Origin of the sequence: Bartonella sp. MR110HLJHH (assembly GCF_042194225.1) — a bacterium.
Lineage (GTDB): Bacteria > Pseudomonadota > Alphaproteobacteria > Rhizobiales > Rhizobiaceae > Bartonella > Bartonella grahamii.
The window spans coordinates 481,022-507,826 of the sequence record NZ_JBHIMQ010000001.1; the positions used below are offsets into that span (position 1 = coordinate 481,022).

Genomic DNA, 26,805 nt, shown 5'->3' on the forward strand with positions numbered 1-26,805 from the left:
TATTATTGTATGAACTTAAAACAGATATTTTCTATTTAAGGTAGACAATAGTGTTCATTTATACTGAATATTTGTGTGTTTATTTTATTAATATCGCTTGTTGAGTTAATCATTATATATTAAGTAAATCTGAAAGTATTAAGTGTGTTATCGTTATTACATTTTTAAGAATAATTTTTATATTATTCTTAAGCAATAAAACTAAATGATTTCTAAAACAGGGAAGATTATCATGTTTAAATGGATATATAGCGAAGAAATTAACACAGAAGCGAGTGCTGAGCAAATTTGGGCTATATGGGAAGATGTGGCATCATGGCCTTGCTGGGATAGTGAACTTGAGTGGGTAGAACTTTCTGGTCCTTTCAAAGAAGGGGCTACAGGACGCATGAAACCTAAAAAGGGACCTACAGTAACTTTTACACTTGATAAAGTTATAAAAAATGTTTTCTTTTCTGATTATGCTAAACTGCCTCTTACTTACATAAGTTTTGATCATGAATATATTTGTTCAAAAAAATCTGATTCTTCAAATAACAAAATTCGCCATACTGTAACCATGTCTGGTTTACTTTCTCCTTTCTTTGGAATGGTTATTGGGTCAAAAATTAAGTTACACCTTCGTGATGCAATGATTGAAATGAGCAGACGTGCTCTTATTGAAAACAAAATCATCTCGTAAGGGGGTGCATTTATAAAGAAGTTAATACCTTTACAAAGGCGCAGAAATCTTAGCCTTGTTAGAATGAAATCAGTTATGAGTATATAGCAAATCGATGAGGTATGATTTGTTTTTTCATTAGTCGTTGAAATCGAGTCAAATCATCTGAGAAAATTAATTTTGCACCAAAGATCTTATAAGAGTCATTGAATTTTATTCAATATATAAAAGCTTATGAGGTGCGCATTTTTACTGAAAATAAAGAAAGTTGTAGAAGCTTCTGCTCTTGTGAATCTGTAGGTCAATATTGTCATGATATTTGCCAGTTTCTAGTATTGCGATAGTTTTTGATTTGAGAGCCTTGATAAAAGGCATTTTGACTTCTTCTTAAATAGTTTTTATCAACATTACCTCTATTCATGATGTGAGAGCGAATAGTTGTGATTTCCTCAACATAAATAAGTTTAAAATGGAGAAAATTTAATGATATTTGATTCTTTTATGCAAATTACAAAACGATCAATTATAATTATAAATCAAAGTGTTTTTTTTGATTAAAAGATGATGACTTTCTAAAGAGTACAGCTTTAAAAGGCTCTAAAGGATAAATAAGCTCACTCTTAATTTCCGTAAAATTAATTTCGTATCATTGTATATATTTGGTTTAAATGTTTAAAAAAGCGATTTTTTAAAATGCGTACAGATATCCTAGTTTCTGCAAATATTTTTGTATCTGTTAAAACAATTATGAGCGATAAACTTGTCAAAATTAATTGGAAGAATACGCTTATTACAGATTGAATTGAAAGATAGATACAACGTTGAGTTTTATATAAAAGCTTTATTGATTATCGTTTTATGACAGTATTACACTTCTTTATTTTTTAATGGAGGGGAAAGAGTATAGTTCTTAAATCAAAATCTATCCAGTATCTTAGAATTTTTGTTTCAGGAAAAAGAAGTCGGTCAAATTATGCCTGTTTAATAACAAAATAACTGATTAGGGATGACGCATGAAAAAATGAGATGCTCTCGATTAGACGCATTAGAAACGAGAGAGAATGTTATGATTATAACTTATTTCTGATAAATATAAAAAATGAGTTCTTTGTGATACCACGTCCATGAGGGTAAAGAAGTTTATGACTGCTCATTTTGTTGAAACCATAATGAAAGGAAAAATTTTTTATTCCGTTTATGTTTTTTGTTTACAAGATTGCCATCTTATTATGAGAGAGTTTATAGAAGCAAAGAAGTATACACAAATATAAGGCATTTTCTTGATTCTTGCTTGGAAATTAAAGAATGCTATAGGAATAAAGGAAGTTGTTTGACTATCCAGAGGACATAAGGTTTGTGACTTAAGTCGTTTTATGCTTTTCGAATTTTTGAGGATTTTGACTTAAATTCAAGTGTTATTGCTAGGTCGTTTGTTGATTGCCAAGTTTTCGGTTGATTTGATTATCAGTACAGATTGGGTTATCTAAAATGATAAGGGGCAATGAGAAATCTTGAAACTAAAGAAATTTTACGACATATTGCGTCTTTTCATAAAGAAGCTAAAAAGGAAATTATTCGATGCATTAAAAGAAAAAATGCATGAAATGTGCGTAATTTTATGAATAAACATACAAGAGTTATATTCTGATTTATATAAAATTGTCAGAGTGCTTATCAATGTAAATAATAAAATATTTCAGGGAGTCTATAATGACTGACAAAAACCAGATTGAGAAAGCTGTTTCACTGGTTGAAGCAGCAAGGCGTTCTGGGGCAGATGCTGCTGATGCCGTTATTGTTCATGCTCATTCTACCAGTGTATCAGTTCGTTTTGGGAAAGTCGAATCAACAGAAGCAGCAGAGAGCAATGATTTTACTCTAAGGGTTTTTGTTGGAAAAAAAGTAGCAAGTGTTTCTGCTAATTTAGCGTCTTATCCGCAAGAACTTGCGGAACGTGCTGTTGCGATGGCTAAAGCTTCTCCCGATAGTTTATTTGAAGGTTTGGCAGATAAAGAGTGTTTGGTTAAGTCTCCTAAAGATCTTGATCTTTTTGATGATTTTGTGCCAAGCAGTCATTTTTTAACAGAAGATGCTTTAAAAACAGAGGCAGCAGCTCTTGATGTTAAAGGTGTAAGTAATTCTGGTGGCGCTGCAACAGCTTATGGTCGGAGTGGGTTTATTCTTGTGACCAGCGATGGTTTTTGTGGAGCCTATCGCTCCAGTTGCTTTTCGCGTTCTTGTAGTGCTCTTGCAGGTGAAGGCACACAAATGGAGCGGGATTATGATTATACAACAGCCTTACATTTTTCTGATTTAGAGGCAGCAGAAACTGTTGGAAAGAATGCAGGGTTTGGTGCTGTCCGACGTTTGGGTGCAGTTCGTGCGGCGACTGGGGGCGTTGATGTTATTTTTAATCCGCGTACGGCTCGCGGAATTGCAGGGCATATCGCATCTATGGTCAATGGAGCCTCTGTAGCTCGTAAAACAAGTCTTTTACAGAATTTCCTAGGCAAGGAAGTGATGAAGCCTAATGTTAATGTAACCGATCAACCTTTGCGATTACGTGGAAATGCTTCTCATCCTTTTGATGGAGAAGGGGTAGAGGGGCAAACACTCAATATTATTGAAAATGGTATTTTAAAAAATTGGCTTCTTTCATCATCTACAGCACGTGAATTGGGACTTAAAACAAATGGACACGGTGTGCGTTCGGCATCATTAGTGCAGCCGACAAGTACAAATTTTGCAATTGAACCGGGTTTAGTATCGCCTTGCGATATGATAAAAGATTTGCGAAATGGATTTTATGTGACCGAATTATTCGGTCACGGCATTGATTTTATTACTGGTCAGTATAGTCGTGGGGCTTCCGGTTTTTGGATTGAAAATGGTGAAATTGCTTATCCGGTGAGTGAAGTAACGCTAGGTTCTGATTTGCTTCATATGTTAGCACATTTAACACCTGCCAATGATATTGATCGGCGTTATGGTACGGCGGCTCCAACATTGTTAATTGAAGGGATGACACTTGCAGGAAAATAACACGCATCATTCTTCTGATTTAAATCTTTTGCGGGATGTTTGTCGAGAGGCAGGAGATTTAGCAATGCGGTATTTTGGATGCACGTTGGATGTTTGGATTAAAGAGGGGAATTCACCGGTCAGTGAGGCAGATTTTGCTGTTGATCATTTTTTGAAAGAGAAGCTTCTTGGAGCGCGTCCAAATTATGGATGGATTTCAGAAGAAACAAAAGATAATCGAGAACAACAAGATTATGAACGCTCCTTTGTGGTTGATCCTATTGATGGAACACGAGGTTTTCTTTCTGGCAGTCCTTATTGGTGTATTTCGGTTGCCATTATTGAGAATGGGCGTCCTATTGTGGGCGTTCTACAATGTCCGGCTCAAGGAGATATTTATGCAGCTGTAACGGGTGGAGGGGCAACATTAAATGGGATAAAACTTCCTCGTTTAGCCTCGGGGGGGCATCGAAAATATAAAATTTCGCTTGATAAATCGCTCGCAAAAAAATTACCAGATGATTTTCTCAATCGAGTTAGTCTTTACCATTATCTTCCTTCTCTTGCTTATCGTATTGTTCTTGTTGCTCAAGATGAAATTGATATCGTATTAGTTCGTCCAAATTGTCATGAATGGGATATTGCCGCTGCTGATCTTATTTTGCAGGAGTGTGGAGGGTGTTTTTTATCGCTTGATGCCCCTTTACTATCTTATGGAATTGAACCTTACCAATATGGACTTTTAATTGCTGGTAAAAATAATTGCTGTCAAGATATGATAGATGTTGTTCGTCAAACAAAGTTAGTTTAATCACGTAAAAGCGCGCTAAAATAATCTAAATGATATGGAGGCACATATGACTGAAACCAACGAAAAAAAACAATATTTATATCTTGTATTTGGTGGGGAATTAAAAAATCTTAACAGTAATCAATTTAAGAATCCTGATGATTTAGATGTGGTTGGTATTTTCTCGGATTATCAATCCGCTCAAGAAGCATGGCAGGCAAAAGCACAAAGCAGTGTAGATAATGCATTACAACGTTATTGCATTGTAGATTTGCATCAGTTTCTTGATGCTGAGTTAGGCGATGCAGAGTAAAGCTTGAATATTTGGTCATTATAGCCTGTAGATTGCTTCACGCTTTTGTTTAATCGTCCTTTCCATAGGTACGTTCTTCGGGTAAAATAGAATGCCGTAAAAAAAGAATATGCTTGTTGTTTAAAATTCATATGTTTTCTTAATGAAACATCTTTCAAGGCACCCAAGAACATTCCATAATGGTGTCCGTGCAAGTTATAAAATCCATTGTTGCACCACCATCTTTACGCTTAATAAAAATGCAAGACAGTTCTATTAACCTATTTACAACAGCAATATTATCATGACGAGCTATCACTCGAAGTTTATGATTATATTGTGAATAGTCACTCTGCTTTTGAATGGAGTATGAAACATTAATGCGTTCAGATTAATAAAAAGAGTAGCATTATTAATGATACCAATTACTACTCCGTTGAGATTATTAGCACTCCCTACTTATCCATTGGAATTTTTCCAACAAGTTATCACTATAAGCTTAGAAACCATGAAAGTCGTTAGAAACTTACCAAAATTAGAAACTTAGAAAAACTGAATAGATTGATGAAGTTAACTTACCTCATAAGTTTTTTTGAGTACTCGTTTAAAACTACAATCTATAAATTAATCATTTTGTGTTGATTATACACAATCTTAAAAGGAATAATACACCATGCGATCTCCTGAAAAGAGAGGATTTAAAATTTTGAAAATTCTTATTTAAATTGCTTTAAGACTTTTAAGAAATTTTCTATTAAACAAGATTAGATTTTTCTGGATTACCTTTAAGAGATTATATCACAATTTAAAATGAGAACTTTATACCGTTCAAAAGTTTTTTTAAGATTAGTTTTACATATTCATTTTATTGAAATGAAATCATAGAGATTAGGCTTTTTTAAAACATATTTTATTTGTTGGATTTATATAGGTTATAATATTTATATGGATTATTTTTTGAAAAATTGATAATACATAATATATGTAAAAATAAGTTTTTTCTCTAAAATACCAACGTGCAAAATTCAAAGTTTTACTAAAATCATAAGAAGTATTTATTCAGTGAGCTGAAAAAAATTGATACAATCTATGTTATAGGTTGTATGATATTTATCATTTATGTTTTCAAAATTATAATCGACTGAAATGTAGCTTTGTTATTTTTTGAGTAAGATTTTTTATAGGGTGCAGAATGAAGTGATAAAATCCATATAAGTGACAAAGTTTCATTAAAAGAGATTTAAATAACGTGTATAGGTTATCTTTATAGGAAAATTTTAAAAAAAATATGGCGATAAAATTACGTTTTTTGTCCTTTATGTATTGAATTTTCTCATGGGTGAAGCGTTTTTTATTCAAGATATGGATGATATTAAAAAAATATGGATGTAACTAATAGTGTGAATTTTTTAACAAAATAAGCATATAGATATCTTAAAATAGCTGGAAGAGGTGATTTTAAATGGTAGAATTAAAGGCACATACGGCTCTTTTAAGCTATCGGATGATTGGTTTTTGCTTATGTCCTGTTATTCCTTTTTATTTGTTCTTCCGTGCTATTCGTGGAAAAGAAGAGTGGTGTCGCAAAAAAGAGCGTTTAGGTAAAAGTTCTCATGTACGCCCCCAAGGTTCGTTAGTTTGGTTGCATGCAGCAAGTGTTGGAGAAACACTTGCACTTGTCCCACTTATAAATTATATTTTATCATTGAAAATCAATGTGTTAATGACGACAGGGACTGTGACATCTTCTACTCTTGTGAAAAAACATTTTGGTAATAGGTTGATTCATCAATATGCTCCTTTGGATTTAGATTTTGCAGTGCGCCGTTTTATTAGTCATTGGAAGCCTGATCTCGCCTTGATTTGTGAATCAGAAATTTGGCCTCTTCGTATTAAAGAACTTGCAAAAATGCGTATTCCGCAGATTTTGGTTAATGCCCATATGTCTGAACGTTCTTTTAAAGCTTGGCAAAAACGACGCGTTCTTGCCAAACATATTTTTAAGGATATTGATTTGGCGATTGGTCAAAACGAAAGAGATGTAGCTTATTACCATACACTTGGCGTAAAATCTGTTACGTTTTCTGGGAATCTCAAGGCTGATGTTGTTCTGGTTGAAAATCAAGCATTGCTTGCACGTTATCGTAATGCAATCGGCAATCGCCCAGTTTGGGCAGCTGTTTCAACGCATGAAGGGGAAGAGGAGATTGCTTTTGAGGTCCATAAGATTGTTAAAAATTATTTGCCAGATTTATTAACAATTATTGTGCCTCGTCATCCTGAACGTTCAGAAGATCTTATCAGAAAATGCGATAATAAGGGGTTGCGTTTTATTCGGAGGAGTAGAGATGCTGTTCCAAACATGAATACCGATATTTTATGGGGAGATACAATTGGAGAAATGGGGCTTTTTCTTCGCTTATCGAAAGTTTCTTTCGTTGGTAAGTCGTTATGTGGAAATGGTGGACACAATCCATTGGAATTGGCTTTGCTTGGTTCCGCTATTTTGACAGGGCCCCATGTTTCAAATTTTCAAGAGATGTTCGAACAATTTTTAACGCATGATGCAGCATATATAGTTCAAGATACAAAACAGCTTGCTATTCAGGTGTATAAGCTTTTAACAAATGAAACATTGCGACAAGAAATGGTTGATAAGGCTCATGAAGTGGCGACAGATATGGCAGGTGCACTTGAGCGCACATTAAAGACTTTAGATCCATTTTTACAACCCCTTGTAATACAAACGGGTTTACGTCAGCGTCAGGGTAGATATGCATATTAGCGCCCCCCATTTTTGGTGGAAAAATAAAAGCTTTTTGCGTTTTGTATTAGCTCCAGTTTCATGGGGGTATGGTTATTTTTCAAGTCGTTTTATGACAAGACAGCCTTCCGTGATTGATTTGCCAGTTTTGTGTATTGGAAATTTTACATGTGGCGGTGCGGGTAAAACGCCGGTTGTTATTGCTTTTACCAAAGTGGCTAAAGAACTTGGTTTCGTACCTGGTGTTGTATCACGTGGTTATGGTGGATCAGTTAAAGGGGTACATCTTGTAAATGAGAAATATGATACTCCACACAATGTTGGAGATGAGGCACTTTTACTTGCACGGCATGCTTTGGTAGCTGTATCACCTAATCGTTATGCAGCGGCACAACAGCTTAAGCAAGAGGGATGTAATCTTATTTTAATGGATGACGGATTTCAAAGTCGCCGTCTTTATATGGATTATACGTTACTCGTTGTTGATGCGATGCGCGGTTTTGGTAATGGAGCTGTCTTTCCAGCAGGACCTTTGCGCGTACCATTAAAAACGCAGTTTTCTTTTATGGATAGTGTTTTATTGATTGGTCATTCCGATGCGCCTGATAATGTTTCTTTTCTTGTTTCTCGTACTGGAAAGCCTTTATATCGTGCTCATCTTAAAGCCAGTGCCTCTGATGAGGTTTCAGGAAAATCATTTTTGGCATTTGCCGGTATTGGCAATCCAGATAAATTTTTTAAATCTATTAAAGAATTATCTGGTCATGTGGTGCAAACTTACATGTATCCAGACCACTATTTTTTCACAGATAAAAATTTAAAAAGCCTTATACAAAAGGCTAAAATGCACAATTTATGGCTAGCAACAACAGCTAAAGATTATATCCGTATACAGACAATTCACACGCAAAAAGATTTTAAAAATCTTATTGTCTTTGATGTGAATGTCGATTTTGTTCAAAAAGATTTCTGTCGTATGGTCCTTGAGGAGGTCATGACCCGCTTTAGAAAACGTTCCCTTGAATTTTCTTGTCTAAAAGGTAAAGGCTAAATTTATAGCTTTCGAGGGTTTATTTTTCTTTTGTTTTTAACAATTGCTTGAGATATGGGTTGCACTCAAGTTCGCGCTGATAGGAGATTTCACAACTAGCATATGCTTCTTGACGGTGATGATTCCAATATTTTAAATCATCTATAGGGATTTTTTGTCCGCTAACAGCACAAATGGTGTAGGTACCATATTCTATAATGTCATATCCATTATTAGAATAATGAATTTTTGCTTCGCGTTCACTATCGGAAAACATTATAATTCCTTTTTACTAATACAAGAGATTCAAGAAAAGTGCCATAAGATATATTATAAAGTCGAGAGTTAATTTAAAAATATTTTTCTTGTCAAAATAGTTAAGAGTTTATTTTCTGCCAAATAGCCGTTCTATATCTGCCAATTTGAGTTCAATATAAGTAGGGCGTCCATGATTACATGTACTTGTATTGGGTATTGCCTCCATTTGTCGCAACAGTGTGTTCATTTCTTCGGGACGTAAAAGGCGCCCTGACCGTATTGAACCGTGACAAGCCATCGTTGCTGCAACATAATCAAGCATTGCTTTTAAATTGTTTGTTGTATCATACTCAGCGGCTTCATCTGCAAGATCTTTAATAAGGGCTTGGACGTTGATCTCTCCTAACATGGAAGGTGTTTCACGCACAACAATTGCTCCTGGTCCAAATGGTTCTATTCCTAATCCAAATTTTTGCAAAGCATCTTTATGCGTTAAAAGGCATGTTGCATCCTCTTCAGAGAGTTCTACAATTTCAGGAATAAGTAATAACTGTGAAGGAAGCGGTTTGGAATAAAGTGCATTTTTGAGTGCTTCATAAACCAATCGTTCGTGAGCTGCATGCTGATCGACAATGATCAAACTATCTTGTGTTTGGGCGATAATATAGTTTTTATGGATTTGTGCTCTGGCCGCTCCTAGTGGATAAGATAACTCTTCTGATGAAGATGTAGTGTTTGGAATGTATGTATCTCCACTTGGTATATTTAAGCCCTCCATAATAGGAGTAGCATCTTCTTTTAAACCAAAAGAACTAGTAATATCCAATGGTTTGTGAACCATTGAAGCAGCGGCAAAATGATGAGGTTGTGGGCTATAAGAAGAGGACTGGTGCGTGTTCTTAAAATTGCCTAACGGTTGTTGTGCCAATGGTTTTTGTATTTGAAATGCAGCTAGCGTTGCTTCAGAACGGGTTGAAGTAGGACGAATACCAGATTGCTGTAATGCTTCACGAATAGCTCCAACGATCAAACCACGAATTAATCCTGGATCACGGAATCGTACATCAGCTTTGGCTGGATGTACATTAACATCTACCTCAGCAGGTGGGAGATCAATAAAAAGAATAGCGACAGGATAACGATCTCGTGTCATCACATCAGCATAAGCGCCCCGGATAGCGCCCCATAGAAATTTATCACGCACGGGACGCCCATTAACATAAGCAAATTGATGAAGACTATTATTTCGGTTGAAAGATGGCAAACAGGCAAAACCCGTTAAGCGCACTGCTTCGCGTTCAGCATTCAGTGCGATGCTATTAGGGGCGAATTCTTTTCCCATAATTTGCGTAATACGTTGTAATTGTCCTTGAATATTATTTTCTGTAGCGGACAGTTCCATAGATGTTCTGTCTAGTCCTGAAAGAGAAAAGCGGATATGTGGAAATGCGATAGCAATTCGCTTAATCATATCGCTAATAGCATTTGTTTCAGCTCGATCGGTTTTCATAAATTTTAATCGTGCCGGCGTGACAAAGAAAAGATCACGAACTTCAACAATTGTTCCAAGGTTTGCAGCAGCTGGTTTGGGTCCTACAATTTTTCCTGCAGTAACGGAAATTTCAGCAGCGCTCTCAGCATCTTTTGTTCGTGAAATGAGTTTAAGTTTAGCAACAGAACCAATAGAGGGGAGGGCTTCTCCTCTAAACCCAAGGAAGCAGATATTGTGTACGTCATCGGTAATCTTTGAGGTACAATGGCGAGAAACTGCTAAAGTTAACTGATCTGCAGGAATTCCATAACCATTATCACTCACCTTTATAAAATTTTTTCCACCATTTGCTGTAATAATTTCGATGCGTGTTGCACCAGCATCAATAGCGTTTTCAACAAGTTCTTTGACAACATTTGCTGGTCGTTCAATAACTTCACCAGCGGCGATTTGATTAATAATATTTTCGCTAAGATGGCGTATAATCATAATAAATTCTAACAGGAATCTTAAGGCTTCTATAGAAAATTATGATAACATCATTTGCGCGACATTCAAGAATAAGAGAGTATGGAAGGTATTATTTTTTACAATACCTCCTATTTTATTTTATGTTAACAAATCGGTTGGAAAAAACACAAAAAATAGTTTTTATCACCTTAAAATAGCTTGCACCAATTTATCATCTAGGTCAAAAAAGAAACAATGTAAAAAGGAAAGGCAATATATATGGCGCGTATAAGCGGTATTTTAGCAGATAGTGATATACAAGCTTTGATTGAGAATAACTTTCTCAAGGCTCAGTATCCATTTGATAGATTTCAAATACAACCAGCAAGCCTTGATCTTCGTTTAGGGGAGAAAGCTTATCGTATACGTGCTTCTTTTATGCCAGGCCCTGATACAAAAGTTTTGGATAAGCTTGAACGGTTAAAGTTGCATGAGTTTGATTTACAAGATGGAGCCGTTTTGGAAACGGGGTGTGTTTATATTGTTCCTCTTTTGGAAAGTTTAGCTTTACCAGAATTTTTATCTGCTGTTGCCAATCCCAAAAGTTCTACAGGCCGATTAGATATTTTTACGCGTGTCATTACGGATAATGCTCAGGAGTTTGATAAAATTTGTGCTGGTTATCATGGTCCACTTTATTTGGAAATTAGTCCACGCACATTTCCAATTTTGGTGCATAAAGGCTCACATTTATCACAGCTTCGGTTTAGAAAAGGGCAAAGTTATTTGAATGAAGTTGAGTTACACACTTTGCAAAAGCAAGAAACACTGATATCGGAGGATCTTCCTAATATTAGCGCTGGTGGTATTGGTCTTTCCATTAATTTAAAGGGAGACGAAAAAGGGCTTATGGGTTATCGTGGTAAACATCATACAAGTGTTATTGATATTGATAAACGTGCTGTTGCCCACGTTTTAGATTTTTGGGAACCTCTTTTTGATCGTGGTCAAAGGGAGTTGGTTCTTGATCCTGATGAATTTTATATTTTAGTTTCACGAGAGTCTGTTCATGTGCCTCCGCTTTATGCCGCCGAAATGACTCCTTTTGATCCTTTAGTTGGTGAGTTTAGGGTGCATTATGCAGGCTTTTTTGATCCAGGATTTGGGCATATGGAAGCGGGTGGAAAAGGAGCAAGAGCGGTTTTAGAAGTGCGGAGCCATGAAGTTCCTTTTATCTTAGAGCATGGTCAAATGATTGGCCGTTTGGTCTATGAGCATATGCTTAATCGACCATCAACCCTTTATGGACATGATGTTGGATCACATTATCAAGCACAGGGTTTAAAGTTGTCCAAGCATTTTAAATGAGTTGGAAACTACGAGTTTTGATAACATGTATGCAGAAAGTGTATTTTGGATAAAAGAAAATTTTGTTCTTCGCAAAATTGGCGCCATTCATTCTATTTTTAGTTTCCAAAGTTATTGCATCCCTTGCATTTGAGAGGCATTTTTACTTCTTTTTTTCAAGAGGTTTTATCTATACGAACTTCGTTTATGATGTGCAAAAGAATAGTTTTGATTATTTCATCATGAAAAAATCTAAAATGAAAGAATTTTACTATATTCAATATGTTATTCGTATTTATTGATTATAATAAATCAATAAGTTACTAAAATTCAATATAACAGTAACGTATTTGTTTTTCAAAGTAAACATGCGAGATTGGATGCTTCTATTGCTCCATTTTTCTAGAGCTTGAATGACCAGTATATTTTATTTCGTATAAAAATTATCCTTAAGAGCCAATAAAGAAGTTTTTCACTACAGTTTAGTAACAATTTTTTTAATAAACATTGTTCTACTTTTAGTAACTCATTTATAGCTTCAAGATATAAAATATTGCTAGAAAATTATTCAATTCAATATGGAAAGCTTCTACTAGTATGAACATTAAAAAAATTTTTTATGCTTTATGTGAATTAGGCACTGTATATTTTTATAAACTTTCATGAATAAGTAACAGGTCTCAGTTTTGAGTATTGATATAAGAAGATTTCTGGATGTATGCGACAGCTTTATTTCCAGTATTAATAAAGGATTTTTTTATCTTTTGGGGGAGATTATGGTTTATACTTAATGACTACAGGCTCTATCTTCTTATAACCGATAATTTAAGGACCTTTGGAGGGAGAAACGACTTTAAATTATAACTAATTAAGCTGCGGAGCAATCGCTTTCGAAGAGGTATTCGTTTAAAGAAAGTATAACACTTCAATTGTACATGAACAATATATGAGAGGATACGTTATTAATGATACCCCATACTGTGAGATTTTAAATTTGGATAGGAGAAATAAAGACATTGTTTTTATCAATTAGTTTTTTTAGAAAGTTGCAATCTCTGTTGCTTCTATCTATTCAATAGAGCGTTTTGGAGAATATCGAGTAGGAAGGTACACGGGTTCGCTTTTATGCGTTTTAGTATGTCTTCTCTTTTTATTTAGGAACAATGGTGCCATCAATGATTATTTCTTCAACACTTGATTATCGTAAGGCGGCAAAGCGTCGTCTTCCTCCCTTTCTTTTTCACTATATTGATGGTGGGGCTTATGCTGAAGAAACGATGCGACGTAACTGTACAGATCTTCAAGCTCTTGCACTGCGTCAAAGGATTCTAAGGCAAGTTGGTGAAGTTGATCTTTCAATCAAGCTTTTTGAACAGACACTTGATTTACCGATTGTACTTGCACCTGTTGGGCTAACGGGCATGTATACACGTCGTGGAGAGGTAGAAGCGGCGCGTGCCGCAGCGGCAAAAGGGATTCCTTTTACTCTATCCTCTGTTTCAGTTTGTCCCATTGCGGAAGTGCAAGAAGCGGTTGGAGGTGCATTTTGGTTTCAACTTTATGTTCTCAAAGATCGCGGTTTCATGCGTGATGCACTAGAACGGGCTTGGTTAGCTGGTGTACGCACGTTGGTTTTTACAGTTGATATGCCAGTTCCTGGTGCACGTTATCGTGATTCGCATTCGGGGATGTCTGGTCCTTATGCTGGATTACGTCGTTTTTTACAAGCGTTTACTCATCCATATTGGGCTTGGAATGTTGGTGTTATGGGGCGCCCCCATGATCTTGGAAATGTCTCCACTTATCTCAAAAAGAAAATTGCATTGGATGATTACGTTGGTTGGCTTGGTGCAAATTTTGATCCATCAATTGGTTGGCATGATTTACAATGGATTCGCGATTTTTGGAAAGGAAAAATGATTTTGAAAGGTATTCTTGATCCAGAAGATGCACGAGAAGCAGTAAAATTTGGTGCGGATGGTATTGTTGTTTCTAATCACGGCGGACGTCAGCTTGATGGTGTATTATCAACAACACGAGCGTTGCCTGCAATTGCGGATGCTGTAAAGGATCATTTGACTATTTTAGCGGACTCAGGTGTTCGTTCTGGTCTTGATGTTGTACGCATGATAGCACAAGGTGCGGATGCTGTTATGATTGGCCGTGCTTTTGTTTATGCGCTTGCAGCAGCAGGTAAGAAAGGTGTTATGCATCTCCTTGATCTTTTTGCCAATGAAATGCGGGTAGCTATGACACTGACCGGTACTCAGACAATCAAAGATATTACACGCAAGAGTTTAGTAAATATAGATGTTTTTAAGCAATGAAAGCAATATGTTATACTGCTTTCAGAAAAAGAAAGTCTTTTTATAGAGGAGCATAATTATATATTTTACAAATATGTTGACAGTTAAAGTTAAATAGAAAAGATCAAAAAGCTCCTCTATAAAATCACAGAAAATACTCAGTAATTACAATAATATTAACGCAAAAATCTTAATAATAATAAACACAAAAAAAATACTAATAACATTGCATACATCTTTTACTTACTTTATTAAAAGCTCATTCTATGGATAAAAAGGAACAAGCGCTGATATTAAAGGTAAAACAACTGTTGATATAGAAAAAATAGATATAAATAATGCTGTGAGCATTTTTCCCTCCTATATATAAAAATATAACATGTTAATTACTTCTTTCCCACATTAGCATAAAACGTAAATTTATAAGCTTCATTTAGTTTTATTTTAATATAGAATAATATTAATTATGGTATATAAATAAAATTATTAAAAATGTCAATATGTATTTATTGAAAGCTATAATTATAATAAAAAATGGATCTAATAAATAATATTTCTATAATCTATATATTATTTATATTAATTTTATTGGATAATATATTATATGGGTATGATATTGTTTTTATGGAGTACATTTTTAAGCAATGAAAAAAATACCCATACAATCTTTAAAAAAGCTCGTTTACTGAGAGCAAGACTGCGTGAATTAATGTGCTTTTCTTTCTTATTTTCTTGCATCCTCAATGAGTTATGATGTTTTTGAACTGGCGAACATATTAGGAAGCAGTTGAATATTTTTTGTATAGTATGTCATTGCTAACACTGTTTATGCTTTCTCTATTGATTGCATAATTTATTAAAAATCCAGTTTGTTTTTATTGCAGATGGGGTCGTTAGGTATTCCTAATGATACAAATTGGCATAGAATGTTTTGTTCTATAAGCGATTTAACAATTGCATCTCTAGGCTTCTCCATTGATACTATGCTCTTCACAGACAATAACAGATTGGTGAGATTGGCATAACTCTAGCACAGATATATTATCTCAAAGTTGAATTGTTGGCACACTTGTAAACGTTGGGATAACTTTATGTTTTTTGAAGCTCTACAGCAATATCAAGACAAATCTGAACAGGTTCTTCAGTAGCAAGTAAGAGAACACCTTTCCCTTTTTAAACAGAAGTTTTTCTGATATCAATTTTTAAAGCATTTTTATGAATATTCATAACAGCGTGTTTTTCAAATCTATATAAACGGGTACAGGATTACTCAGAGTGGAAAAAATTACAGTTTCCATTTGATCGAATTACTCTCATAAGTAATTGGATAATATTTACTTTATCGCTGAATAAAAAAGAAAAGTTTTCTTTCTTTAAATAGAGGATGTGTTGTCATCTAGCCAATAGGGATAGTTTGCGAGAAATTTGTTCGATGCAAGACAACTTAACATTGCAGCTACTTTTTATCATTTGAAGCTGTGAAAAGAAGGCTAAGATAGATGAAAGAATGTAAAAAATAATGGATACATTTTAAGATAAAAAATTATAATTCTGTTAATTCCACAACAGTTGCTGCTGATATTGGTAACAAAAGAAATTTGACTAAAAAAATTATCAAAATTATTGAGGATATTTCTCATAGCATGTAGACTAAATCTTTTGTTGGTATGGCTGGGATTTTCTTTGAGCAGAAATTGATTCTATCCCCTGAAATCAGCAATAATCTCTCAGGTGATGTCGTAAACTTTTTGGGGATGTTACAACGCTACTATCGTCCTTTTATGAAAAATGCTAGCATTTCAGATGAGTAGCTGTGAGGAGTTTCAACGTTTAATACAGCAAGAGCCAGCAACTCTCACGGATTTAGAACAGGCTTCAAGGTTTTTATATTTACAGCGATTAAGTTTTAGAGGGAAGGTAAATCGTACGATGAGAGTTGAAATCCGTCGTAGCGCGTGGGTTTAAGTCTTTCCAATTTGAAGGCGTGCTAAAACTTATTTGCCTCTGTTTAGCAGGTGTTAGCATTGAACATTTAAACTGGTCCGATTTTATTGTGCGTTATGATCATCTAAAAACTTGTTTTATCTTTCACCACTTTATTGTGGTTCTGAAGGTTATTCCAGAAAAGCTTTTATAAGCGGGAGAATTATCAGCCGATGTCTAAGCTGCTTGCATAAATAAAAGGGAGGTTTCTTTTGTCATTAAACAATGTGCTAGAAATTCAAAAAACTTTAGTTAACTTCATAAAAGAGATTACATCATCTTATACAGATTGCTCTTCAAATAATACAATTTCTGGTAAGGAATGAGGCATCACCAATTTTGATTTCTAAAAAAGAAACAATACGCATTAAAGAGTCTTTAAATTTGTAGACTTTTTGAGAATCCTTTCAGAATCTTTTGAAAAAAGTGAACTGATAGAAGATTTGCTATCAAAATATAGAAACTTTTCTAGCAAGTTACGAATAAATCTAAAAATATATATTAAATATAAAAAACAGAGTGACATGCTTGTAGACTGGGCTTTAGAAACAAGAATCAAAATGTATAAAGATGCATAGAGGCAAGATTGGTACAGATCATTTTTATGATTCAATAAAAAATAAAAACTAAAGAAAAAATTCTATATCAAAAATTTAAGGTGGTTTAAAAGGTGGACGGGCAATGCATAGAAGGATGAACGAGAAGGTGAATTAGGTGAGGGCGATTTACAGATTATCAGCATCTTTTGTAAAAGTATCTCCCTAAGGTAAATATTGTGATGAAGTAAGATTGTGGTTGAATGTTCGAAAAGATAATACGCACTCTTAATTTTTCCGTTATACACATCACAATAAACGCCGTGAAAGGCACGTTACAAACTTTCTCTAAAAGCAGCATATGAGTTTGCAAGATATTACAGTGATATTTTAAAAGAAGGTAATGGTCCCACTTTATTTTCCGTTTATGTCTCCAACCACATAGACCTGCACCTTGTTCATTATGTTTTAAATATCTCTCGCCAAATTTGGATTAATCACATTGATATCTTGTCGATTCAAATAAATTGGCAGCCATCCAATACAAGAAGTTCGTTCATTCGTCGCGCAGCCAGTTAGAAAGCTTAGTACGCATAGCAGCATCACTTTTCTTATTAATCTTCATTTTCTACCTTAAGCCGTGTTGTCCTATCTTGAAAGCTTCCTTTGTTTGTTTTTTCTTCTCAACTTGTTCCCCAAGAAAAAAGGCTTTCACTAAAGCTATAAGAAAAGTTGCTATGGTCACTGACGTCATTGTTAGATATTTTTTTATCCATAAGATCATAGGCGGTGTTCTTGAAAGCGTTTAGCAATGTATACCATAGCTGTACAAGCAGCTAAAACCATAATGCCTGCTAAAACCCATTGAACAGGACCATTTCCTGAAAAAAGCCCTCCAAGCCCTGAAAAAGAACCTATGATTGGTGCAAGAGCTTCTACTTTGCAAATACCTGTTACACCTTCTGATTCTACTACATGATAATTTGGGGCAACATGAGATCCTTTCGCCCATAATCCTGCTTCGGCTGCTCGGCGATTGACAAGACCTTGGATACGTTTTCCTCCTACTCTTGTCCATTTTTGCAATTCAGTTGGTACCACTTCATATGCACCTTTATTGAGCTTTTTTAAAAGTGTAGAATTGCAAAAGGCTGTTATTCCTACGTTATAGCAAAATGATACTAATGCCGCGAATTGTTCATTGTTTAAAGGAACGGTAACGGCTTTTTCAACAACGAGTTCACACTCTCTCAAATCCTGACAAAGGATTTTTTCAGCTTCTTTTTCCGTAATTTGCATGTCTTTGTGGACGCTTGGAGCACCAGCAGCATTTGTATGTCCATAACCAATTGTCCATACACCACCAGAATATTCATAAGCCGATAAACGTAAGCCTTCCAATTGCTTAATCAATGCAAGCCCTTCTTTTGATATTTTTCGCATTATTCTTACCTATAAAAAACTACACAAAGCAGGATATGAATCGAAAACTTACATCTACTCATTTTTAAGAACAGAACAGTGAAAGGGCATAATAAATTCAAAATCTCCATAGTGAGTTATGTTAAAACCCATATCGTTTTTTGAACAAATATTATGCTAAACACCATTCATTTTGCAGCAATTGATCTCCATCTCAATATAATAACTTTATAATAAATCCATTTATAATCAGATAGATTTTACTCATAAATTCTTACAGTTGATCCAGAATGATTTAGAAGAACTTTACTTAAAAAAACTTCAATAATCCTGATGAAAAAAAGCATTTTTTAACAAAAAAATAAGAGATATAATAAGTAATGAAATAATAGGTATTGATTTTCAAGTAATTGCATAACCCATAACTTACACCATAGAATTATTTTCATAAAAACAAAAAAACATTACAGTTGAATATTATAGATCTACAAATTATCTTAGAATCAACACGATATACACATAACGTATTATACATATTTAATCAAAAAATCTATAGTGAATTTAACTGTTATTTATTTTTTCCTCTAATTGCTTAATTTTCTTAAAAAATATCTTTATGAAGGATTTTAAATAAAATGTTATATAAAAACATAATCGATATTTTCTCCCTCTCTAGTAGTCTGTTTCCAACTAAAACAATATAGTAGTGGAGCATATTCAATATATGGACCAATGATATTGGATAGTGTTGTAAAGAATATTGTATTGTAATAAACTTGAATGATGATTTCGGTTTCATATATTTTTCCATATGAATAATGCTTTCGTCTTTTTCATATGAAGTGTTTTATGGGGCATTCGGGGACAATGGTATCATCTTTGTCTAGTGTTGTATTGGCTACGTTTCCAGAAGCGTCTTAAACAAATCAATCAAGCTATTGAAATCTTTTTAGAGGCAATAGTACAAGAGATACAAAAGATTTTAACAAAAAGCCGCTTGAAGATATGGGAGGTTCTCTCCTCCTAGCATCTCCGCCCATTTACATAACATAAAAAAGAGAAAGGTAATGAGATGATATTTGATGATGGCGATAGATATGTAACAACCCGTGAATGTGTACAGCTTTTTAGTGTATCCACAACAACGATTCGCCATTAGGTGCTTCAGGGGTTGTTTCCGGAGCCATATAAGCTAGGGAGAGCGGTGAGGTGGAGAAAGAAAGAGATCTTAGCCTTTACTCCAAAGAAATAAGAACAAATTAGGTAAAATTATATAAACTGTAGAAGGTGGTCTTCAAACAGATAATTAAATAAAAATCCATATGTTCTAATATGAAAAAGAGAAAATGCGGTGCCGCATGCCGGATTCGAACCAGCGACCCCATCATTACGAATGATGTGCTCTACCAACTGAGCTAATGCGGCATAGGTTTGTAAATCAATGAGACAAAACTAATTTGAGGGTAATAGCTAAAAGTACGTATAAAAGCAAGAATGCATTTTTTCAATAATTTATAAAATATGATAATAATTTGCAGGAGAAGTATGTAAAAGTCAGAGGACAGTATTCTTTGATCTTAATACTATAAATGCTTTCCAATTTACGATAGCACTCAAATTAAGAAGCTGGGAATGTAGATCTTTAGGATGGAAAATGGTGTCAAGATAACTTAGTAAAGATAAAAAACATTTTCTGATTCTTAAGAAAGAAATTTGTTGAATAAGTGATTAGGAAAATAAAGATCATTATAAACCCTTTATAATGTGCAAATAAGATGAGTAGAATTAGTTGAAAAGTTACTTCTCATTTTTAGGGGAAGAAAAAGGGGGAGGATTAATAAAATTAATCACGTTTTTTTATTTAAGATGGAGTAAGAATCATGTCGGATGAAGATCGGCTGATAGAACTAGAAATAAAGCTAGCTTACCAAGAAAAATTCATTGAGGAACTTTCTCGAGTGGTAACGAATCAATGGAAAAGTTTGGATGAGATATCTAAAAAAGTTGATGTTTTAGCGAGACGACTTTCAGATTTAAAAGAACAGAGTGTTACTGAAGCTGTTATTTTACCATTTTCTCAATAGGGAGAAGGTGCTTAAAAATTTTTCTACTAATAGTCTCTTGGATTTTTTTAGATGTAATAGGGTGGATATCACAATGGGAGGAAGGTGCAAAATGTTCTTTATTACAATTGCAATTATTTACAGATTAGTTTTTATTTAACGCATTTTGTTAGATTTGTAGAATAATTTTTATAAGCTTCTTCATTAATTTCAAGAAGTTCCAATTTTATAAGGAGTGCTGATATTAGAAGACGTTTTTTATATGTGATTTCTAGTACTAAAATTAAGAAAAGTTTTTGTAGAGTATAAAAAAGCATCCATAAAAATATATGAACTTCAATATGTTAAGTTTTTTTCTGTACAGAGTTTTCTATAGATGGGAGTTAGATTTATTCGCTAATTTTTTTAAAGTGATACAAATGAAGTGATGTTATCGTTATCTATAGAAATCATAAGTGAGCGCGTATATTTATAATAAAGCGTTTTAATCCATTCTGATGATCAAGTTATTTTCAGTTGTTTTAATCGGGTGAGGTGCTCTAAGCGATATCGGTTGTGTATAGTACAAAGAGCTCTAGAAGTCTTTTTCAAGATTAAATATATTCTTCGTTATATGTATATGATATTTTGTGAAAAGGTTTTTGTTTTTCGTAATTTAAGATACAAAATACTATTGCTAAAGCACCAAAGATAAACCATGCTGGTAAATAAGTGAGAGTAATGCAAATTGAAGACAGAAAATCAGGCATTACTTTGCATAGAGATTGATTAAGGTGGTAGACATCTGTTTGCAGAAGGTTTATTAAAATTTTATTAAAGGGGGTTGTTGTCCAATGTGATGTGATTACAGAGTGTGCGTTATCAATGACCAATGCTATAATGGTTAGTGTAACGAAAATGAAGGACATTAATTTAAATAAATAGTGGAGCATATTTTTTCTTAAAACTTCAACGGGGCATATGTATAATGCACAAAAAAATAAGGAGTTGCATTATGATAAGAAAATAGGTTTACGTTTGTTTTGTGTTTTTTGAAAAAGGTGCCTAATTTTTCGATAAAAGTTGAGGTTAGGTTCAACAAAAGTAATGAGGCATGATGTTTGAAAAAAAGCACAATGAATTGAAGCGTAGCCTTCAAAATCGCCATATTCAAATGATTGCTTTGGGTGGCGTTATTGGGACGGGACTTTTTTATGGATCAACCGAGGCAATTCAATTAGCTGGTCCCTCAGTCATTTTATCTTATCTTGTCGGCGGGCTTATTATGTATTTCATTATGCGAATGCTTGGTGAAATGTCAGTAGAAGAACCGTCTTCAGGAGCATTTAGTTTTTTTGCTTATAAATATTGGGGGAGATTAGCTGGTTTCATAACAGGTTGGAATTATTGGTTTCTTTATATTCTTGTGAGCATGGCTGAACTTACAGTGATAGGGTTTTACCTTGATCATTGGATTTTGATTGATCACTGGAAGGCATCTTTCGTTGTTCTTTTATTTGTTACATTCATTAACTTGTTTAATGTTCGTTTTTATGGAGAATTTGAATTTGCTTGCGCTTTGATCAAAGTGGCTGCTGTTATTGGTATGATTATTTTGGGAATTTTTCTCATTGTCACTGGACTAGGGGAAAATCAAGCGAATATTCATTATCTTTGGGACCATGGCGGTTTCTTCCCTTATGGAGCAGTAGGGGTTGTTTTAGCGACTTCTGTAGTAATGTTTTCTTTTGGAGGAACAGAGCTTATTGGTATTGCTGCTGGAGAGGCATCTGATCCACAAAAAACAATTCCAGCGGCTATCCGTCAAGTTATGTGGAGAATTATAATTTTTTATATTGGTTCTATCAGCGTTATTATGATAATCAGCCCTTGGAATATGATTGGAAAAAATGGTAGTCCTTTTGTTACAATTTTCGAGGCTATAGGAATTCCTGCTGCTGGTCATATTTTGAATTTTGTGGTGATTATGGCTGCTATTTCTGTTTACAATAGTGGCATTTATTCTAATGGACGTATGCTTTATAGTTTAGCTGTACAAAAAAATGCACCACATATTTTTAGTAAACTGAGTGCTGCTCGTGTTCCTTATATTGCTATCCTTTTTTCATCATTCTGTACGGTGTTGATTGTCGTTGTTAATGCTCTTGTTCCTGATAATAGTTTCATGCGGATCATGGCTCTTGCAACTGCAGCAGCAGTGATTACTTGGGCTATTATTGTTATTGTTCATTTGAAATTTCGCAATGCACATAAGAACAAAAAAGGCGACTTTACTTATGCGTTTGGTTTATATCCTTACGCTAACTATCTTTGTCTCTGCTTTCTTGCTTTATTATTTTGCATTATGTTTATCAGTGGTTTTGGGCAAAATGGATTGATGACTCGACTTTTTGATATGATAGGAATAAGCGTGCCTTTTCTTGAAACATATATTCCTGTACAGATGCCTGATATGAGTTTGGCAGTCATTATTATTCCTCTATGGTGCTTATTATTACTTTTAGGTTATAAACTGAAACGATAGAGAAAGAAGAGCTAATAAAAGGGATTGATTGGAATAAATCTTGGGGACTATAAAATTTGATGAGGTAACACAAGTTTTTGGTGATTTGTGTGTTTTAAAAAATATTACTGTACAGCTTACCGAAAAACGAATTGCTGTTATAGGTGCGAATGGTTCTGGAAAAAGTACATTTGTTCGTCTTATTAATGGACTCCAATTACCATCTCACGGTTTTGTAAGCGTTGATGGGCTTGATACCAAGCGCGATGCAAAAGCAGTAAAGCGTAAAGTTGGATTTGTATTTCAGAATCCCGATAATCAGATTGTTTTACCATTAGTTGAAGAGGACTTATCATTTGGTCTCAAAAATTTAAAGCTTAGTAAAGATGAAATTAAGGAGCGTGTAGATGAAATTTTACAGCGCTATGAACTTCAAGACTTCAGAAATCACGCTGTCCATTTATTAAGTGGTGGGCAAAAACAACTCGTTGCTATTTCCGGTGTAGTTGCAATGAAACCAGACTACATTATTTTTGATGAGCCGACGACATTACTTGATTTGCGAAATAAGCATCGCGTTACGCAAGTGATAGAAGAATTACCACAAACGGCAATAGTTGTATCGCATGATTTGGAGTTTTTGAAAAAGTTTGATAGAGTGCTGGTTTTTGATAAGGGGGAGATAGCAATTGATGATGTACCTTTTGTTGCTATCAAGGAGTATATAAGAAGAATGTCATGATCGGTTTATATATTCCAAGGGATACGTTTATTCATAGGTTAAGTCCTGGAGTTAAGTTATTATTTCTTGCGGCGTGTGGAACTTTTATAATAATGGTTTCTTCCATAGCGCTTCTTGGGTTATTTTTGTTGTTGGTCATCTTATTCTATAGAGTCGCCAAGCTCCCTCTCAAAACTGCGATGAAGCAATTTAAATCGATGGGATTGCTTTTAGTTCTTCTATTTGTATTTCAAACTATTTTTAGCGGTTGGCTTACGGGGGTTGAGGTCATATTACGTCTTGTTATCCTCTTTTCTTTATCATCACTTGTTTCATTCACAACAAAAGTTTCAGATATGGTGGATGCAATTGAAGTCGGGCTTCAGCCTTTTTGCTGTTTTGGTATAAATCCATCAAAAGTGAGTATGGTTATCTCTATGGCGATCAGGTTTATTCCTCTTTTGAGTGAAAAGTTTAATGAGGTACATGAAGCACAGCAAGCACGGGGACTTAATACTAACATTGTCGCTCTTGCGATACCTTTAATTATACGAACCATAAGAATGGCTTCAGAAGTGGCTGAAGCATTGGAAGCGCGTTCTTATGATGCTGATACCATTGATACAGCATCTCATAATAATCAAAGTTTTTTATAGTGAAAGAAGAATCAAATGAATACAAAAGATTTAGTTTATATTGCTTTATTTGCCGCTATTTATGCTATTTTGGGACTTTTCCCTTCTATTTATCTTCCTTTTCTTCTAGGGGTACCTATTACAGCTCAATCGATGGGACCGATGCTAGCAGGGTCTATTCTTGGGGCAAAAAGGGGTGCTTTAGCGTCACTCCTTTTTCTTATTCTTGTTGCGATTGGATTACCTCTGTTACCTGGTGGTCGCGGTGGGATCAGTGTCTTTTCAGGGATTGCAAGTGGTTACTTAATAGGTTTTCCATTTGCTGCATTTTTTATTGGTTTAATGGTAGAATTGTTTTGGAAGCGGTTAAATTTTATAACATTATTTGTGATAAATACTGTTGGTGGCATTGGGATAGTTTATTCTTTTGGTGTTCCATGGACAGCGTATATGACCAAAGTCTCTTTACTGAAGGTTTTAATGGCTTCATCAGGTTTTTTGATAGGCGATTGTTTAAAAGTGTTGATTGCATCCTTTGTTGCACTCGCGATTAAAAGATCTGTTCCTCTCATTCATTCAAAGCATAATAAGAACAAGCTAAAATAAATGTATTATTTTGTTATGCTGTTATTATATGATATTCATGCATCACAATAAGTTTACTGAATTTAACCATAGTAATCTATAATGTAATTAAACATTGTAGAATCTAATGTGATTTATATAAGTGATATTATTAAAATAAATTATTATAGTATTTTTCTCTATATCTAAGGCATTTAAAGTGTACTTTTATAAATCTGATACTTTTTATTAATTATACAACTTATTAATTATAAAACAATAACAAAAGTTTTTTCATAGTGAAGGAATAATTCAGTGAATACAAAAGATTTAGTTTATATTGCTTTATTTGCCGCTATTTACGCTGTTTTGAGTCTTTTTCCTCCTATTTATTTTCCTTTTTTGCTGGGTGTCCCTATTACAGCTCAGTCTATGGCTCCGATGTTAGCAGGCTCTATACTTGGAGCGAAAAGGGGAGCTTTAGCATCACTTCTTTTCCTTGTTCTTATTGCGATTGGGTTACCTCTATTGCCTGGTGGTCGTGGTGGAATTAGTGTTTTTTCAGGAGTTACGAGTGGTTATCTGATTAGTTTTCCATTTGCTGCATTTTTTATTGGTTTTATGGTAGAATTGTTTTGGCAGCGGTTAAATTTTATAATATTATTTGTGATAAATACTGTGGGCGGCATTGGGATAGTTTATTCTTTTGGAATACCATGGGTAGCTTATATGACTCAGGTTCCTTTGCTGACGGTTTTAATAAGTTCATTAGGTTTTTTGGCTGGTGGTTTCTTGAAAGTGCTGATTGCATCCTTTGTAGCGTTGACCATTAAAAAAATCGCTCCTCTCATTCATTCTTAAAAAGGGGTAGTTCTGTACTGAAGAACAATTTTTGCCAAATGTATGTGGATTAAAAAGCACCACGGAATACCATTCTGTTTTATTTACTTTTTATTGGTATTTTTATCTGTATAGCTCTCAAAGGTAGCCATACGAAAGTTGAATATTTCGGCACCAAAATTTATTTTTTGCTTTCAGGAGCAGACCCCTAAATAGTCAATTAATATCATTTTATTCAACATGCTTGTAAGTTTTATTCGATTTGCATATTATATGCATAACGCCTTAGGATTATTTATTATTTTTTATATTTTCAGTTAATTAATCACTAATTTTTAAAGTATTAAATTATATTAATTGTACAAAAACATTGATAATTCAGTGTTCATTTAAAACTCTTGATGTACATAATACCCTTATAAATGTGTTAATATAAGGTATAAAAATAAGATTTGCATGGGATGAAGCTAAAACAAAAAATAATCTTAGAAAGCACCGTGTAAGTTTTGAAATGGCTGCATGTGTTTTTTCGGACTCATTCTCCATAGCTAAACAAGATCGTATTGAAAACGGAGAGTATGGTTAGCAAGCTTTAGGGCTCATGGATGGTTTTTTTATTATTATTCGTAGCGCATACTGTCTATGACGATAAAGATGGCATAGAGGGAATCCGTATTATTTCAGCACGGCGAGCCAACTTGAAAGAAAGGAAACGTTATAAAGAAGAAAGTTCGTTATGAAATTGAGGTAGGTAACTTATCACCTTTGACAGATAAACAGAGAGTTGAAGTTGATAAACTGGCTGTAATGCCGGACAGTACAATTGATCATAGAGAGATTTCGTCACTCAATGATGTGTTCTGGAAAAACGCCGTTCTCAATCCGTTCTATAAACCAACGAAAACTGTTGCTAACTGTGCGTGTGGATTCAGACATGCTAGCGTGGCTTAAAAGTCAAGGAAAAGCAAAATAAACCTCATTAGCAGAATTTTTTAGACACTAATTCCTCTAACTGTTGGCAAATTTTAAGCCTATTTTACTCTGCCTGCACGGTCATCTCAAGATTGTTGTAGTTGAAGGTGTGATGGAAGATATTACCCTTGATGGGCATAAAGTTGGAAGGAAAT

18 protein-coding genes, 1 tRNA gene and 3 pseudogenes are annotated in these 26,805 nt (G+C 34.3%); 18 read left to right on the forward strand and 4 right to left on the reverse strand.

Annotation, left to right across the window (positions count from 1 at the left end; all coding sequences use genetic code 11):
• Positions 1-232 precede the first annotated feature (232 nt).
• The 7 genes and pseudogenes from ACFIKB_RS01840 (at position 233) to lpxK (ending at position 8,579) form a co-directional block, all read left to right on the forward strand.
• Positions 233-682 carry a hypothetical protein gene (locus tag ACFIKB_RS01840; protein ID WP_375652659.1) on the forward strand — a complete coding sequence of 150 codons (450 nt, stop codon included), beginning with the start codon at positions 233-235 and terminating at the stop codon, positions 680-682.
• 1,689 nt (positions 683-2,371) lie between these two features.
• Positions 2,372-3,703, forward strand: coding sequence for a TldD/PmbA family protein (locus tag ACFIKB_RS01845; protein WP_375644615.1), 1,332 nt, complete (start codon positions 2,372-2,374; stop codon positions 3,701-3,703).
• Positions 3,690-4,493, forward strand: a complete 804-nt coding sequence (locus tag ACFIKB_RS01850) for a 3'(2'),5'-bisphosphate nucleotidase CysQ (RefSeq protein ID WP_375652661.1) — start codon at positions 3,690-3,692, stop codon at positions 4,491-4,493. The genes ACFIKB_RS01845 and ACFIKB_RS01850 overlap by 14 nt, the downstream gene beginning before the upstream one ends.
• Before the next feature lie 46 nt (positions 4,494-4,539).
• Complete coding sequence (locus ACFIKB_RS01855) at positions 4,540-4,785, forward strand: DUF4170 domain-containing protein (protein ID WP_375635948.1); 246 nt, start codon at positions 4,540-4,542, stop codon at positions 4,783-4,785.
• A gap of 262 nt (positions 4,786-5,047) precedes the next feature.
• Positions 5,048-5,311 (forward strand): annotated as a pseudogene (locus ACFIKB_RS01860) (type ISP restriction/modification enzyme); the annotation flags it as partial.
• Positions 5,312-6,226: 915 nt separating this feature from the next.
• Positions 6,227-7,549, forward strand: a complete 1,323-nt coding sequence (gene waaA / locus ACFIKB_RS01865) for a lipid IV(A) 3-deoxy-D-manno-octulosonic acid transferase (RefSeq protein ID WP_375635947.1) — start codon at positions 6,227-6,229, stop codon at positions 7,547-7,549.
• Complete coding sequence (gene lpxK / locus ACFIKB_RS01870) at positions 7,539-8,579, forward strand: tetraacyldisaccharide 4'-kinase (protein ID WP_375652662.1); 1,041 nt, start codon at positions 7,539-7,541, stop codon at positions 8,577-8,579. Before waaA ends, lpxK begins: the two co-directional genes overlap by 11 nt.
• 19 nt (positions 8,580-8,598) lie before the next feature.
• On the opposite strand, the gene ACFIKB_RS01875 is transcribed toward lpxK, so the two are convergent.
• Positions 8,599-8,835 carry a DUF2093 domain-containing protein gene (locus ACFIKB_RS01875; protein ID WP_273787833.1) on the reverse strand — a complete coding sequence of 79 codons (237 nt, stop codon included), beginning with the start codon at positions 8,833-8,835 and terminating at the stop codon, positions 8,599-8,601.
• Between the two features lie 108 nt (positions 8,836-8,943).
• Positions 8,944-10,797 carry a DNA mismatch repair endonuclease MutL gene (gene mutL / locus ACFIKB_RS01880; protein WP_375652663.1) on the reverse strand — a complete coding sequence of 618 codons (1,854 nt, stop codon included), beginning with the start codon at positions 10,795-10,797 and terminating at the stop codon, positions 8,944-8,946.
• Positions 10,798-11,037: 240 nt separating this feature from the next.
• Between mutL and ACFIKB_RS01885 the strand changes: the two genes are divergently transcribed.
• From ACFIKB_RS01885 to ACFIKB_RS01895, 3 genes and pseudogenes are all read left to right on the forward strand, one after another.
• Positions 11,038-12,126 (forward strand): 2'-deoxycytidine 5'-triphosphate deaminase, encoded by a 1,089-nt coding sequence (locus tag ACFIKB_RS01885; RefSeq protein ID WP_375647113.1) that lies wholly within the window; start codon positions 11,038-11,040, stop codon positions 12,124-12,126.
• Positions 12,127-13,280: 1,154 nt separating this feature from the next.
• Positions 13,281-14,432, forward strand: a complete 1,152-nt coding sequence (gene lldD / locus ACFIKB_RS01890; RefSeq protein ID WP_375647112.1) for an FMN-dependent L-lactate dehydrogenase LldD — start codon at positions 13,281-13,283, stop codon at positions 14,430-14,432.
• 2,676 nt (positions 14,433-17,108) lie between these two features.
• Positions 17,109-17,350, forward strand: a pseudogene (locus tag ACFIKB_RS01895) (integrase); the annotation flags it as partial.
• 360 nt (positions 17,351-17,710) lie between these two features.
• Here ACFIKB_RS01895 and ACFIKB_RS01900 read toward each other — a convergent pair.
• A complete protein-coding gene (locus ACFIKB_RS01900; protein WP_012754682.1) occupies positions 17,711-18,373 on the reverse strand; it encodes a lysozyme in 663 nt (220 codons plus the stop codon).
• 1,051 nt (positions 18,374-19,424) lie between these two features.
• Between ACFIKB_RS01900 and ACFIKB_RS01905 the strand changes: the two are divergent.
• Positions 19,425-19,604, forward strand: a pseudogene (locus ACFIKB_RS01905) (helix-turn-helix transcriptional regulator).
• 100 nt (positions 19,605-19,704) lie between these two features.
• Here ACFIKB_RS01905 and ACFIKB_RS01910 read toward each other — a convergent pair.
• Positions 19,705-19,777 (reverse strand) — tRNA-Thr (locus ACFIKB_RS01910).
• A 455-nt stretch (positions 19,778-20,232) separates the two neighbouring features.
• Between ACFIKB_RS01910 and ACFIKB_RS01915 the strand changes: the two genes are divergently transcribed.
• The 7 genes from ACFIKB_RS01915 (at position 20,233) to ACFIKB_RS01945 (ending at position 26,264) form a co-directional block, all read left to right on the forward strand.
• Positions 20,233-20,436 (forward strand): SlyX family protein, encoded by a 204-nt coding sequence (locus ACFIKB_RS01915; RefSeq protein WP_375652665.1) that lies wholly within the window; start codon positions 20,233-20,235, stop codon positions 20,434-20,436.
• Positions 20,437-21,511: 1,075 nt separating this feature from the next.
• The gene (locus ACFIKB_RS01920; protein WP_375652679.1) at positions 21,512-22,939 is read left to right on the forward strand and encodes an amino acid permease; all 1,428 of its coding nucleotides are present in this window, start codon (positions 21,512-21,514) and stop codon (positions 22,937-22,939) included.
• Between the two features lie 40 nt (positions 22,940-22,979).
• The gene (locus ACFIKB_RS01925; RefSeq protein WP_375635941.1) at positions 22,980-23,660 is read left to right on the forward strand and encodes an energy-coupling factor ABC transporter ATP-binding protein; all 681 of its coding nucleotides are present in this window, start codon (positions 22,980-22,982) and stop codon (positions 23,658-23,660) included.
• Positions 23,657-24,295, forward strand: coding sequence for an energy-coupling factor transporter transmembrane component T family protein (locus ACFIKB_RS01930; RefSeq protein ID WP_375652666.1), 639 nt, complete (start codon positions 23,657-23,659; stop codon positions 24,293-24,295). The genes ACFIKB_RS01925 and ACFIKB_RS01930 overlap by 4 nt, the downstream gene beginning before the upstream one ends.
• Positions 24,296-24,310: 15 nt before the next feature.
• Positions 24,311-24,880, forward strand: a complete 570-nt coding sequence (locus tag ACFIKB_RS01935; RefSeq protein ID WP_375635939.1) for a biotin transporter BioY — start codon at positions 24,311-24,313, stop codon at positions 24,878-24,880.
• A 273-nt stretch (positions 24,881-25,153) separates the two neighbouring features.
• Positions 25,154-25,699, forward strand: coding sequence for a biotin transporter BioY (locus ACFIKB_RS01940; RefSeq protein WP_375635938.1), 546 nt, complete (start codon positions 25,154-25,156; stop codon positions 25,697-25,699).
• A gap of 490 nt (positions 25,700-26,189) precedes the next feature.
• Complete coding sequence (locus ACFIKB_RS01945; protein WP_375628330.1) at positions 26,190-26,264, forward strand: hypothetical protein; 75 nt, start codon at positions 26,190-26,192, stop codon at positions 26,262-26,264.
• Positions 26,265-26,805 lie beyond the last annotated feature (541 nt).

Excerpts from the sequence above, each read along its gene's own strand:
- ACFIKB_RS01935 (WP_375635939.1), top strand. The coding sequence starts at position 24,311 with ATGAATACAAAAGATTTAGTTTATATTGCTTTATTTGCCGCTATTTAT.
- ACFIKB_RS01855 (WP_375635948.1), top strand. The coding sequence starts at position 4,540 with ATGACTGAAACCAACGAAAAAAAACAATATTTATATCTTGTATTTGGT.
- ACFIKB_RS01930 (WP_375652666.1), top strand. The coding sequence starts at position 23,657 with ATGATCGGTTTATATATTCCAAGGGATACGTTTATTCATAGGTTAAGT.
- ACFIKB_RS01915 (WP_375652665.1), top strand. The coding sequence starts at position 20,233 with ATGTCGGATGAAGATCGGCTGATAGAACTAGAAATAAAGCTAGCTTAC.
- ACFIKB_RS01875 (WP_273787833.1), bottom strand. The coding sequence starts at position 8,835 with ATGTTTTCCGATAGTGAACGCGAAGCAAAAATTCATTATTCTAATAAT.
- ACFIKB_RS01845 (WP_375644615.1), top strand. The coding sequence starts at position 2,372 with ATGACTGACAAAAACCAGATTGAGAAAGCTGTTTCACTGGTTGAAGCA.
- ACFIKB_RS01920 (WP_375652679.1), top strand. The coding sequence starts at position 21,512 with ATGTTTGAAAAAAAGCACAATGAATTGAAGCGTAGCCTTCAAAATCGC.
- mutL (WP_375652663.1), bottom strand. The coding sequence starts at position 10,797 with ATGATTATACGCCATCTTAGCGAAAATATTATTAATCAAATCGCCGCT.
- waaA (WP_375635947.1), top strand. The coding sequence starts at position 6,227 with ATGGTAGAATTAAAGGCACATACGGCTCTTTTAAGCTATCGGATGATT.
- ACFIKB_RS01840 (WP_375652659.1), top strand. The coding sequence starts at position 233 with ATGTTTAAATGGATATATAGCGAAGAAATTAACACAGAAGCGAGTGCT.
- lpxK (WP_375652662.1), top strand. The coding sequence starts at position 7,539 with ATGCATATTAGCGCCCCCCATTTTTGGTGGAAAAATAAAAGCTTTTTG.
- lldD (WP_375647112.1), top strand. The coding sequence starts at position 13,281 with ATGATTATTTCTTCAACACTTGATTATCGTAAGGCGGCAAAGCGTCGT.
- ACFIKB_RS01900 (WP_012754682.1), bottom strand. The coding sequence starts at position 18,373 with ATGCGAAAAATATCAAAAGAAGGGCTTGCATTGATTAAGCAATTGGAA.
- ACFIKB_RS01885 (WP_375647113.1), top strand. The coding sequence starts at position 11,038 with ATGGCGCGTATAAGCGGTATTTTAGCAGATAGTGATATACAAGCTTTG.